Here is a 12,770-nt window from a genome sequence, read left to right on the forward strand (position 1 = left end):
TGTTAAAGCATTTTTTCCTTTCCAATAAGTTTTCCGGACATATCATACAATTCGTAATCCTGTTTTCTGTTGAAATAAAGAGTGTTTCCTTTAGTGACAGGGTTTGGGAATACATTGAATGTCGGCAGCTCAGCTTTTATTTCACCGGTGCCAAGTGTTGCCGGCGCAGCTACTTCAAACGTGGACAGCGTTCCGCTGATTTCGTTGGCAACAATCACATAGCCTTTATTGGTTGTTGTATTTTCAGGGGCAATGTAAATGATTCCCTCAGGGCCATTATCACCTCCGTAAGCGGATGTAGAGCGGGAGTGTTTATAATCGGTGAAAGTAGGGTTGTTAGGATCTGTGATATTATATACCATAACACCGCCGGTTCTTTCCAGCGTGATGAAAGCGTAAGTCTGCCCGTTAATCCTTCCCAGTGCGACACCCTCCGGTTCAGGACCTTTTGCACGGCTTCTGTTTTTAACTGTATTCGACTCATTATCCGCATTGAAAATTAAAGGATGATTGGCGGCAATATATCTTTCAAACTGATCTCCGCTGTCATATACCATCTGTTTGGTGTCTGCATTGAAAATAGAGAATGAGCGTGCTCCTAAAGCTGCTATTTCTTCAAACTCTGTATCTCCATCCGTATTTCCCGTAGCAGATGAAACCCTGAATCTTCCCAGGTTATGTGAAGCTTTTAAAATTGCTGAATTCGGAAACAATACAGGATCTAAAACATAACTGTTTGCACCCACAGTAGTTCTTTCACTGAAGCCGGAAAGATCTTTTTCATCTCCTTCATTGGCTGTTACAATATAATTGGTATTTCCTACCTTATAATTCTGTACGGCATCAGGAACATAATAGGCTTTTACCGGCCAGTTGGCAATAACTACTTCACCGTTATTGTCAGAAGCATCAAAACCATTCCCTGGCAGGCTCATATCTTTTTACCCAATCCCCAGATTCCTGTGATGGTTTTAGTTGCCAGATTTATTTCTGCAACAGCATTATTTTCCTGCAGTGTTACCCACGCTTTCTGGCTGTCTGCACTGATGGTAACATATTCCGGCTCCAGATCCTGGGAAAGCGTATTGTTGGTTCTTACTTTTCTTAAACCGGTTGCGGTTAATGCTGCCAGTTGAGACTCAAAACTGTTGAAATTAAGCGTTGTCACATTGGTTTGAGTAAGATTTGCAATACCTCCTGAAATATCAATAATACTGATTGTTCCTTCAGGATCTACCGTGTATGCGTCATTAGGCTCACCTTCGTTGGCAGTAACGACTTTTGTTCCGTCGGGGGAGAATGTGATCATGTCTGGTAAAGCTCCCACGGTTACCTGTTTCAGGAAGTTTCCGTTAATATCAAAGAATACTACAGAACCGTTTTGCTGAGGGTCTGTATTCGGAGAAAGCGGCTGCGATAATTCCGTTTTTTACGGCAATACTTGTAATTCCGCCATACGGGGCCATGTTGACTGTTTTTACAACAGACAGCATTTCCGGATTACTGAAATCGATAATGTCAAAAACATCCGTAATGGAACTGATTGTAAATAAACGTTGTGTGGAGACATCATGCACCACAATTTCCGTAGAGCTGTTATTGTTTCCCGAAGGATCAAAACTTCCAAGATAATTGAGTTGGATCTGATGCGAAGGAGCCGGTGCCGGTTTATCATTATCGATAATATAAACGGTTGCAGAGTTGTCTCCTGAAATTGTTGCTCCAGCAGGATTTTCAAGGCTTACCACAAAATACTCGGCTTCCTGTTCCTGCATTGTATCATTAATAATCGGGATATTAACAGTGTAGCTCGTTGTAGCTGGAGTAATGTTAATAGTTTGATTTACCAGGCTGAAATCATTAGCGTCAGCTGTACTGAAAGGTGCCGGTTTTACAACCAGATTTACAGTGGATGCCGAAGGATTGTTAATATTGATTTTAAATGCAAGACTTCCTGCATTTTCATTGACTTTAATAAAATTCTTTTCCAGAGAAATTGTTGTTCCTGCAGTAGTAAATGTGCTGGAAGTAACGGTTGTAATTCCATTATCACTGAAGTCTTCCACTGTATTCGGTTTCAGCGCCAGGTAATACGTCTGGCCCGGCACCATTCCGGAAGCAGGAATTACTGTAATTGTATTGTTGCTGAAAGTTGTAGTAAAAGGGATCTGGGCACCCGAAGCATTTCCAAGACGGAAATCTATGAGGTTTTGTGCATTGGAATCGTTGATCGCGGAATTATCTGTTAACCTTATATTTTCGTTAAAGGATAATGTTGGATTTACAGTAGTTGACGCATTATTAGTATTGTTGGCCGGAAGATAAGTAACCGTTGGCGGAATGGTATCAACACCTCCGGCAGGAGTAGCATCTACCGTAAAGTTATCAAAACGGTTATTTCCTCCGGTTCCGCCTCCTGTTGCGGAGAATTCAACCTTTAATTTAAAATCAGGATTGTTGTTAGCTCCCTGAATGGCAGAAAAATCCAGGGTGATCAGTTGTGGATCATTATCCTGAGGATTTACAGTCTGGAATGGTACAAACGTAGTTCCGTCCGTTGAATAAGACCATGTCTGTGTTCCTGCTCCCTGTGCAGATCTTCTGGTGGTAAATTTAACAATAATATTATTGTATCCTGTTGTAGGTAAATTAAACTGTAAAGCTCCACCAATCGGATTATTGAATCTTAAATGGGTTCCGGATGCATCCCCGTTTCTTGCATTTAAATTCTGCAAACTAAAATTCTGGCCGGTACCACCAGTAAAATCAATGACACTTGCACCTCCCGCTATGGCAGCAAGGGAACCGTTCACCAACGTGGAAGATGGTGTGGTAATAGCTGCGGCAGAAGTATTATTATTAAAATTCCAGTAGTGAATCAATGTCTGTCCGAAAAGGCCGCTCTGAAAAAAGAATGCGGCAATCACAGACCCTTTGAGTAAGTAGTTGTTGATCATTTTTGCTTTTGTTAGATAAATGCAAAAATGAACTTTATGTTTCGCAACTATTTTAATGGAATTTTAAGAAATGTTTAAAAAATAGGTCTGTTCCGATAAAAGATAAATTATATTCAAAGATTATTTTTATAATTCAGCTAGTTTCCTGACTTGCCTGAGAAATTTAAAATCTTTCCTGATTTATTTCCTTCCAGAGGATGTTTCTGCATATAAAAATATCCTGAAACGGCAGTTACAAGCAAGAGTACAAAAATAACCAGAACAATTCTTTTAACATGTCTCTCATATCGCTAAATTTTTAATATCTCTAATTTCTAAAGTAGATGTAGGGTAACCTTTTTGTGTTACATTGATCATTGCTCTACCTACTTCCTGTAAAGTTAAGGATTTTGATTGAAAAAATACAGGAAAAATCCAAATAAAAGGTTTAAAAAACCATTTTACATTGGATTGACCTTCAACGGGTTTCATAAATCCTGGACGGAAATTATAAGCGCCTTTAAAGTTCATTTTTTTCAAAGCATTCTCTGTTCTGCCTTTTACACGCGCCCACATCAGCTTTCCGCTCTCTGTGCTGTCTGTACCTGCTCCTGAAACATAGCTGAAAACCATTTCAGGATTTTGGTTCAGCACCGCTTTTGCAAAATGCAGGGTGGTATCGTAAGTGATTTTGGTGTAGTCTTCTTCATTCATCCCTATACTGCTGATACCCGCACAGAAAAAACAGGCGTCATACCCTTTTAATTTTTCATCATGAAGATCTATTGTCAGGAAGTCAGAAATAAGGTATTCTTTCAGTTTGGGATGCTTTTTCCTGATGGCTTCCGGCTTATGCTTAGTACTTCAGAAACACCAGGGTTGTCAAGGCATTCCATTAAAACACCTTCACCTACCATTCCTGTAGCACCTGTGAGAATTATTTTGATCGGGTTCATTGTTTTGCTATTGATATTGGTATGACGGATGGGGATGAGGTTTTACTTTAAAAATTTAGATAAAAGATAAAAGAGGTTGCTGCTAAATTCAACAGGGTGGGGTTTAACCCGCCTTTAAAAATGGGAAATCTTCTCATTGGCTTTAGCCAAAACTTAATATGGGGAAAGGGACTGTTTCGTCGCTTATGAACTATGTTCGCAGGCCTTCAGCCTGTTCGCAATGACAAGAGAATCAGAAACAAAATGTATCCGAAAATAAAAGCCAGCTCAAAAATGGCTGGCTTTCAATATGTCGTAAATTGTTATTTTTTATGCTGCAGCTGACTGTAAATATTATGAATCAATCCGTCTGCTACCGAGATCTTTGGAACAAAAATTCTGCTGATGTCGGACCAGGACATGACATTGTTGAAAATACCCAGAGCATGTACCAAAACATCGGCACGGTCTTCTCTCAGGTTATATTTTGTCATTCTTTCTTCTACAGAGAGTTCATTAAACTCTTTATACGTTTTTTCAGGTGAGACAGAGACATTGGCTTTCCGTCTTTCGTTTTGCTCATGGAGAATACTTTATTGATGTTTCCCCTGACCCGATAGCAACAATAGGTTTTTTGCTGACGATATTTTTCTTGATCTCGTCCTTCATCTCTTTCCAGTTATCCATTGTCACAAGGTTGTTAAGGAGACGGATGGTCCCGATATTAAAAGATTTTTCATAAACCATTTTACCGTTTTCGTAAAATGTAAGTTCGGTAGAACCTCCGCCAACATCGATGTATAAATAGGCAAATTCTTTATCAAGACCTTCCGCAACATGATTTTCGTATATAAGGGTTGCTTCTTCGTCACCGGAAATGATTTCGATGTTGATTCCGGATGTTTCTTTTACCTGGCTGATGATTTCATTGCCGTTGGAAGCATCACGCATTGCACTGGTAGCACAGGCTCTGTAATGATCTACTTTGTAGATTTTCATCAGGTCACTGAAGATTTTCATAGAATCAATGACCATTTTTTCTCTTTCCGGACCAATCTTGCCAATGGTAAAAACATCCATTCCCAGTCTCAGGGGAATTCTGAGAAGGTTCAGTTTAATGAATTCAGGTTTCCTGTTATTGATCTTTACTTCATTGATAAGAAGGCGGGCTGCATTACTCCCTATGTCTATCGCTGCTATCTTCATTTTTTGCTTGTTTTAGCTTTTAAATATTTATAGGTTTCTATCTGTGAACGGCACTCTTTTTTATCATTTCTTACATACTCATTACTCAGCTTTTTGTCTAAAATTCTGGCTTTTACATTGTCCCTAAGCTGAATATCAAGAATATCTTTTAATTCTTTCTTAAGATTTTTGTCTGTTATTTTAGCAGCAGCTTCAATTCTGTAATCAAGGTTCCTTGTCATCCAGTCTGCGGAAGAAATGTACATATCCTCGGCTCCTTTATTATAAAAATACATAACTCTGGCGTGCTCCAGATATTCATCTACAATACTGATGGCTTTTATCTTCTCTTTGAATTCCTTTTGATTGACGGCACAGTAGATCCCTCTTACGATCATTCTGGTCACCACTCCGGCTTTTGCAGCTTCATATATTTTCTCAATCAGGGAGCGGTCACTCATTGAGTTTACTTTTACGATGATTTCTGCTTTTCGTCCTGCTTTGGCTTCCTCAATTTCTTTATCGATATGGTGAACAATCTTTTCACGCATAAACTGGGGGCAAACTAATAAATTTTTACACGTTTTCAAAACCGGAAGGTAATCATCTTTTGGTTTTTTCAGTACATTGAAAACTTTATTGATATCTGCCATGATGCCACGGTCGGCTGTCATCAGCAGATGGTCTCCATATATTCTTGCCGTTTTTTCGTTGAAATTCCCTGTGCTTACAAAGCCATACTGAATGGTTTTGTTATGGGCTCTTTTCTTGATAACACAAAGCTTGGCATGCACTTTTTTGTTTGGGAGTCCTATCAGAACAGTAATTCCTTCCGGTTCCAGCATATCTTTCCATTCAAGATTGGACTCTTCGTCAAATCTTGCCTGAAGTTCCAGCATTACGGTTACCTCCTTACCATTTCTCGCAGCATAGATCAATGCATTAATGATTTTTGAGCTGCTTGCCAGTCGGTACGCTGTAATCTGTATTGATTTTACGTCCGGATCCATCGCCGCTTCACGGAGAAGGTCAATCACCGGATTGTATTTATGATAGGGGAATGTAAGCAGAACATCTTCTTTTAAGATAACATCTGTTACTCTTTCTCCATGTTCAAACGCCTGGTGGGTAAAAGAAGTTCTTTCCACAGGTCTTTCATACGCCTCAAAAACATCAGGGAAGTCCATGAAGTGCTTGAAGTTGTGGATTTTTCCTCCTGGGATGATACTGTCTTTCTTGGTTAAATTCAGTTTTCTGATCAGGAGTTCCAGCAAAGCCTTATCCATATCCTTATCAAACACGAAACGCGTAGGCTTTCCTTTTCTTCGGTTTTTGAGTCCTTTTTCTATTTTTTCTGCAAAGTTGGTCCTGATGTCATTATCCAGATCCAGCTCAGCATCTTTTGTTACTTTAAAAGCATTGGCGGCAAATTCATCATACCCGAAATAAGAAAATATATGGGGAAGATTAAAAGTAATCACATCTTCCAGCAGCATTACATTTTTTCTTCCGGATCTTCTGTTGGCAACAATACGAAACGCCCCACAAAGCGGGAAGGAATTTCAATGATTGCATAATTGCTGGAGTACTGCCAGTCTTTTTCTCATCGCTACACCCAGATAGAGACTTTTGTCCCGTAAATAAGGCATAGGAGTATTTTCATGAAGAAGAATCGGGATCACATTGGACTCTACCACTTCATCAAAATATTGTCTGACAAATTCTTTCTGCTTGGCGGTCAGGTTTTTGGCATTTTTAATAAAACTTTATGATCAGCCATTTCGGCCTGGATTTTTTTCCAGGTTTTATCGAAATTCAGCTGTTGTTTCATCACTACTTCATTAATTCGCTGAAGGATTTTAGATGGCGGCTGATAGAAAGATTCGGCAATCACCTTTTCCTTAAAATCCATAGCACGTTTTAATCCGGCAACACGCACTCTGAAAAATTCATCCAAATTATTGGAGAAGATGCCAAGGAAACGTATTCTTAAATGTAAGGGAACTTTTTCGTCCATGGCTTCCTGCAAAACTCTTTCATTAAAGGCGAGCCATGTAATATCTCTAGGATTAAAGTGTAATGACATTCTGAATGTGTATATTTTATCAAAAATAATAATTCATGAAGATTCTTTCTCTATTTCTTAGGTTAAACTTTGATTAATTTTTGAAGATTTAGTGAATTATTATTTTTAATTATCGTGTTTTATTGTAAAGTAATTGGTTTTCAGTATATTTATGTTGTGAATAACCTGAGGTTACCCCAGGATGTTTATTTTTTTGAGAAATATTTCAAGGAATCATAAAAACTTTTTAACCATGAAAAATTGATAACCATACTTCTGCTGCAGTTATCTGGTTTGATATACAGTCAGTATGTAGAGATTCTGAAAAAAGGACAACTGGAGAATTTATCATCCCAGAAATTCATGATTCCTTTACAGAATCAGGAAAACTATAAATCTGCATTTGTAGGGCAGTACAAAGCACATTATCCCAATACCTATATGGGGCATTTATTTACAGCCATTGCTGATGAAGCAAAAATTCAGGGGCAAATGCTTATCACATTGTGAGTTTCAAGGAAGGAGATTCCCAAAATGAATCTGAACTGGTATTGGATACTTACCACATTCAGGATTCTGATATCAAGTATCAAAGTACACTGATTGAAAAGAATAAAGTATATATCATCGGAGAACCTGTTGTAAACGGTGGAGATACTTCAAAATTTAAAGTAAACGGAGAGAAAAAAGAAGTAAAAGACAATACGTTTGCCGCTATAGCTCTAAAGGACAACGAAGAAGTGAAAATAGTAAAAGGAGGGATTACAGGAATGGCAGTCTGGGTAAAATGGAAACCGGAACAGTTTAATAAATTCTACAGCTTTTCAGGCATGGGTTTAGATGGAGCAGGTTTTGGATCTAACGGAGCGGGAGTTGCCATTAATACAGGAAGAATATATCCTGTAGATCCGGATCTGGGATATTTTTTAATTCAGGTTTTAAAAGAAAGTAAATGAAATCTCAGATTGGATGGACTAAAGTTGACATATCTATGTTGAAAAAAATGATTTTTTTCCTGAATACAATTTCAAAAACCCCATTATAAAGGGGTTTTTATTTTTATTGTGTCATTTTGTCATAATTCTTCAAATGGTACAGATATTGAGAAATTGAGAGTGTAAATTAAATTTTAAAATAGAAAAAATATAAAATATTATGAGTAAAATAATTGGAATTGACTTAGGAACAACCAACTCTTGTGTTGCTGTAATGGAAGGTAAAGACCCTGTTGTTATTCCTAACGCAGAAGGTAAAAGAACGACTCCTTCTATCGTAGCTTTTACAGAAGATGGAGAAAGAAAAGTTGGTGACCCTGCAAAAAGACAGGCGGTAACGAATCCAAAGAAGACAGTATACTCTATAAAAAGATTTATTGGAACTCATTTTAAAGAAGATGCTCAGGAAATTTCAAGAGTACCTTATGAAGTGGTAGCAGGACCAAATGATACTGTAAAAGTAAAAATCGACGATAGAGAGTATACACCACAGGAAATTTCAGCAATGACTCTTCAGAAAATGAAGAAAACAGCTGAAGATTATCTTGGACAGGAAGTAACAAGAGCGGTAATTACTGTTCCTGCATACTTCAATGATGCACAGAGACAAGCTACTAAAGAAGCTGGTGAAATTGCCGGCCTTAAAGTAGAAAGAATTATCAACGAACCTACAGCTGCAGCGTTAGCTTACGGTCTTGATAAAAACCATAAAGATCAGAAAATCGCAGTATATGACCTTGGTGGAGGTACTTTCGATATCTCTATCCTTGATTTGGGAGATGGTGTATTCGAAGTATTATCTACAAACGGTGATACACACTTAGGAGGTGATGACTTCGATGATGTGATCATCAACTGGATGGCTGATGAATTCAAAGCTGAAGAAGGTGTGGATTTAAAAGCAGATGCCATTGCTCTTCAAAGATTGAAAGAAGCTGCTGAAAAAGCTAAAATTGAATTATCTTCTTCTCCTCAGACTGAGATCAACCTGCCTTATATCACGGCTACTGCTACAGGTCCTAAGCACTTGGTGAAGACTTTAACGAAAGCTAAATTCGAGCAATTATCTGCAGACCTTGTAAGAAGATCTATGGAGCCTGTTGCCAAAGCATTAAAAGATGCAGGTTTATCAACATCTGATATTGACGAAGTAATCCTTGTAGGTGGTTCTACAAGAATCCCGATCATCCAGGAAGAAGTAGAAAAATTCTTCGGTAAAAAACCATCTAAAGGAGTGAACCCGGATGAGGTTGTAGCAATTGGTGCAGCTATCCAGGGAGGTGTATTGACAGGTGATGTAAAAGATGTATTACTACTTGACGTTACTCCGCTTTCTTTAGGAATCGAAACAATGGGATCTGTATTCACTAAATTAATTGAAGCGAACACTACAATCCCAACTAAAAAATCTGAAGTATTCTCTACAGCTTCTGACAATCAGCCAGCTGTAAGCATCAGAGTAGGACAGGGGGAAAGACCAATGTTCAATGATAACAAGGAAATCGGTAGATTCGATCTTACAGATATCCCGCCGGCACCAAGAGGAGTTCCTCAGATTGAAGTAACTTTCGATATTGATGCTAACGGTATCTTAAGCGTATCTGCTAAAGATAAAGGTACAGGTAAAGAACAGTCTATCAAAATCCAGGCTTCTTCAGGCCTTTCTGACGAAGAAATCGAAAGAATGAAAAAAGAAGCTCAGGAAAATGCTTCTGCTGATGCCAAGAAAAAGAAGAAGTTGAAATCTTCAACAAAGCTGACGGATTGATCTTCCAGACTGAAAAACAATTGAAAGAATTCGGTGAGAAACTTTCTGCTGACAAAAAAGCGGCAATCGAAACAGCTCACACAGAATTAAAAGCGGCTTTCGAAGCTAAAAATGCTGATGACGTAAAAGCTAAAACTGAGGCGTTAGATGCAGCATGGATGGCAGCTTCTGAAGAATTATATGCAGCTGGTCAACAGCCGGGTGCAGATGCAGGTGCAGGTGCTCAGAATCCTGGTGGAAATACCGGAGCTGAAGATGTACAGGATGCAGACTTCGAAGAAGTAAAATAATGATTGTTTAAATAACAATTAATAAAATAAGAAATCCCTATAAGCAAATGCTTATAGGGATTTTGTTTTTTATATTCTGATTTCTTTTTTTAGTAGGAAGGAAATGTGTGCTTTGATCTAGACTCCGAAAAACAATTTTATTTATGGAAGTAGCTGGATATTTAAAAAAACAGAAAAAAATAAGTGCAGCTAAAATGCACTTATGGATATGATTTTCAGTAAATAATTATACTTGTACCTAAGCTTTTCTTTTTCAGGAAAGAAGGATAACAAGGAAAAAATTAAGGAGTTAAGTTATAAACGTTTTTATTTGGTAATATCTCCGATTGGCTGATAAGCTGGCACTCCTAATTGCCATAAAGCAAACGCAAAAATATCTCCAATATTAGCATAACGCTGTGCTACAGGTATAGCACCTCCGTGACCTCCGGCATAATCTATTTTCAACAAAATAGGTTTGTCGGAAGAATTATCTGCTAACAATTTAGCGGCAAATTTAGCAGGGATCCAGGGAGCAACTCTTGGATCGTTAATCCCCGATGTGATTAGAGTTGCAGGATATTTAACTCCTTTTTTAATGTGATGGTAAGCATCCATTTCCAATAGTCCCTTAAAATCAGCCGGACTATTTAGATTGCCATATTCTTGAGCAGCAGATTTTCCTACGCCTCCAAACTCGTTTCTCAAAGTATTTAGCACTCCTGATTCTATAATTACCGCACCAAAAAGCTCCGGTCTTTCGGTCATTGCTCTTCCCATTAATATCCCACCTGCACTTCCCCCAGGATGGCTATTTTCTTAGGTGATGTATAATTTTTATTAATTAAATACTCGGTACAGGCAATCAAATCTTTCCATGAATTTGGTTTTTTAGATTTCTGTCCATCAATATGCCATTGTTCTCCTTTTCTCCACCTCCTCTTACATGCGGAACAGCAACAATTCCTCCTTGATTTGCCCACAATAAATAACTAACAGAAAAGTATGGAGAATATGACTCAGCGTAAGCACCATAACCATTCATAAGAACTGGAATCTCTCCATTCTTTTTAATGTTTTTATTGTAAATTAAAGATAATGGAACTTCTACACCATCGTGAGACTTTACCGTAATTTCCTCAACTACAATGTCCTTAAATTCAGGATATTCAATGAGCGGAGCAATATTTTCTGGAGTAAACTCATTTTTTTGCAAGTCATATTTAAATCTTTGCTCATCATTTGCCCAGCCTGAACAACTAATCCATATATCCGAAAAATCTTTTCCTTTCGCTTCCAAATATATATTTCCTGATACAAATGGAGTTTTTATATTTCTTTCTTTTCCATCTTTGTACAAATATAATTTTGCTTCTACACCGTTTTTTGTTCTGGTATAATATATTCCATCTTTCGTTACAGCATATCCTGTTATCACTTCATCTGCCATCTCAGGGACCAATATTTGCGGATTTTTGAAGTTTGGATTCTTAGCGCTGGTCTTACAGAGTTTGTAATTCAAAGTATTATTATAGCCGGATAAAAAATAGATATCATCTCCGGCTAACCGCATATATGGTATTTTATCTTCTTTCGTATATAAAGGTTTCAGGTTTTTTACCATTTAATAAATCTTCTTTACTGATAATAAATGTTCTCCTAAAGTCTTCTGAATCTACTAAATTTCCTATGTAATACTTATCATCAGCATTAAATGCCATAATAGCCGGGTATGTGTTTTCCTCTATATTTAAATTCGGATTATTAGATCTGGAAAATACATTATTCAATTTTTTGGGATTTTCACCTATTCTATATAAGATTGCTTGAACATTTTTTCCATAATCTTTAGAATTACTGTCAATGACAGGATAATAAACATAAAAAAATCCTGAATTATCCTGTAACCATTTAATACCTCCAATGCTGGAAGGATTAGTGTTAGTCACAACTTCCGGATGAACATATTTATTTTCTACATCTATTACAATAATTTGAGAAATTTCTTTACCATTTTCCGTCAATGAAACAGCCAACCTGCTTCCGTCCCAGCTGGGACTTAATAGATTGACTAAAAATTGATGTTTAGATTTATCCGAGGAATCTTTAAAAGGGGATATGAATCTATCCGGGTCGTATAGTAATTGTTCCGTTCCGTTAATCCCATTTCTATAGTAAACTTTTGAAGTTTTCTCTTCAGAACCTTTTTCAGATAAAAATATCTGTCATTATTCGTTATTACGAAATCAGATACTGAATAGCCTTGCCTTTTATCAAATTCTAAACGTTTTTTAAGGTAATAATCTCTATTAGGGATTTTATTAATCAAAAAATTAGTGTAATCTGTCTGAGATTTCATCCATTGAGCGGTTGCAGAGTCCTTTAAATTTTCTAGATTTCTGTAATCATCAATGATTTTAGTGCCAAAATAATGATCAGTAGCAGGTACAGAAGGTGCTAAATTTGTTTTTTGCGCACCCAAGGATAGTGAAAAAAAATAAATATATATATTTTCATTTGATATTAGAATAAACAACCCCGGGGTAAGGCTACTGGGGAATTACTGAAAATAATTTTTTATTTCGATGAAAAGCTCTGTGTCTTTTCAAACCTTGAC

Annotated in this window: 11 protein-coding genes and 4 pseudogenes; 3 read left to right on the plus strand and 12 right to left on the minus strand. The window is 37.3% G+C overall.

Features of this window, described 5'->3' with window-relative positions:
* Positions 1-2: 2 nt before the first annotated feature.
* The 8 genes and pseudogenes from OWR28_RS01060 to OWR28_RS01095 all read right to left on the minus strand — a co-directional run bounded on the left by OWR28_RS01060 (position 3) and on the right by OWR28_RS01095 (position 7,142).
* Positions 3-935, minus strand: a complete 933-nt coding sequence (locus OWR28_RS01060) for a choice-of-anchor I domain-containing protein (RefSeq protein ID WP_332385111.1) — start codon at positions 933-935, stop codon at positions 3-5.
* Positions 932-1,357, minus strand: a complete 426-nt coding sequence (locus tag OWR28_RS01065; RefSeq protein WP_494168415.1) for a choice-of-anchor I domain-containing protein — start codon at positions 1,355-1,357, stop codon at positions 932-934. The genes OWR28_RS01060 and OWR28_RS01065 overlap by 4 nt, the downstream gene beginning before the upstream one ends.
* Before the next feature lies 1 nt (position 1,358).
* Positions 1,359-2,957, minus strand: coding sequence for an Ig-like domain-containing protein (locus OWR28_RS01070; protein ID WP_332385113.1), 1,599 nt, complete (start codon positions 2,955-2,957; stop codon positions 1,359-1,361).
* Positions 2,958-3,239: 282 nt separating this feature from the next.
* Complete coding sequence (locus OWR28_RS01075) at positions 3,240-3,650, minus strand: hypothetical protein (RefSeq protein WP_332385114.1); 411 nt, start codon at positions 3,648-3,650, stop codon at positions 3,240-3,242.
* Between the two features lie 101 nt (positions 3,651-3,751).
* Positions 3,752-3,892 carry a hypothetical protein gene (locus OWR28_RS01080; protein WP_332385115.1) on the minus strand — a complete coding sequence of 47 codons (141 nt, stop codon included), beginning with the start codon at positions 3,890-3,892 and terminating at the stop codon, positions 3,752-3,754.
* A 302-nt stretch (positions 3,893-4,194) separates the two neighbouring features.
* Positions 4,195-5,077 (minus strand): annotated as a pseudogene (locus OWR28_RS01085) (Ppx/GppA phosphatase family protein).
* Positions 5,074-6,753, minus strand: a pseudogene (gene ppk1, locus OWR28_RS01090) (polyphosphate kinase 1). Before ppk1 ends, OWR28_RS01085 begins: the two co-directional pseudogenes overlap by 4 nt.
* Positions 6,754-6,794: 41 nt before the next feature.
* Complete coding sequence (locus OWR28_RS01095; RefSeq protein WP_332385116.1) at positions 6,795-7,142, minus strand: hypothetical protein; 348 nt, start codon at positions 7,140-7,142, stop codon at positions 6,795-6,797.
* A gap of 240 nt (positions 7,143-7,382) precedes the next feature.
* Between OWR28_RS01095 and OWR28_RS01100 the strand changes: the two genes are divergently transcribed.
* The 3 genes and pseudogenes from OWR28_RS01100 (at position 7,383) to dnaK (ending at position 10,174) form a co-directional block, all read left to right on the plus strand.
* Positions 7,383-7,631: a hypothetical protein gene (locus tag OWR28_RS01100; RefSeq protein ID WP_332385117.1), complete on the plus strand. Its 249-nt coding sequence runs from the start codon at positions 7,383-7,385 to the stop codon at positions 7,629-7,631.
* The gene (locus tag OWR28_RS01105) at positions 7,628-8,077 is read left to right on the plus strand and encodes a hypothetical protein (protein ID WP_332385118.1); all 450 of its coding nucleotides are present in this window, start codon (positions 7,628-7,630) and stop codon (positions 8,075-8,077) included. Before OWR28_RS01100 ends, OWR28_RS01105 begins: the two co-directional genes overlap by 4 nt.
* 199 nt (positions 8,078-8,276) lie before the next feature.
* Positions 8,277-10,174, plus strand: a pseudogene (gene dnaK / locus OWR28_RS01110) (molecular chaperone DnaK).
* A 306-nt stretch (positions 10,175-10,480) separates the two neighbouring features.
* Here dnaK and OWR28_RS01115 read toward each other — a convergent pair.
* The 4 genes and pseudogenes from OWR28_RS01115 to OWR28_RS01135 form a co-directional block, all read right to left on the minus strand.
* Positions 10,481-11,136 (minus strand): annotated as a pseudogene (locus OWR28_RS01115) (prolyl oligopeptidase family serine peptidase).
* Positions 11,019-11,777, minus strand: a complete 759-nt coding sequence (locus OWR28_RS01125) for a hypothetical protein (protein ID WP_332385121.1) — start codon at positions 11,775-11,777, stop codon at positions 11,019-11,021. The pseudogene OWR28_RS01115 and the gene OWR28_RS01125 overlap by 118 nt, the downstream one beginning before the upstream one ends.
* Positions 11,737-12,315 carry a hypothetical protein gene (locus OWR28_RS01130; protein ID WP_332385226.1) on the minus strand — a complete coding sequence of 193 codons (579 nt, stop codon included), beginning with the start codon at positions 12,313-12,315 and terminating at the stop codon, positions 11,737-11,739. The genes OWR28_RS01125 and OWR28_RS01130 overlap by 41 nt, the downstream gene beginning before the upstream one ends.
* Positions 12,225-12,689, minus strand: a complete 465-nt coding sequence (locus tag OWR28_RS01135) for a hypothetical protein (RefSeq protein ID WP_332385123.1) — start codon at positions 12,687-12,689, stop codon at positions 12,225-12,227. Before OWR28_RS01135 ends, OWR28_RS01130 begins: the two co-directional genes overlap by 91 nt.
* Between the last annotated feature and the right edge of the window lie 81 nt (positions 12,690-12,770).

Origin of the sequence: Chryseobacterium sp. 1B4 (genome assembly GCF_036631475.1) — a bacterium.
In the GTDB taxonomy this organism is placed as follows: Bacteria; Bacteroidota; Bacteroidia; order Flavobacteriales; family Weeksellaceae; genus Chryseobacterium.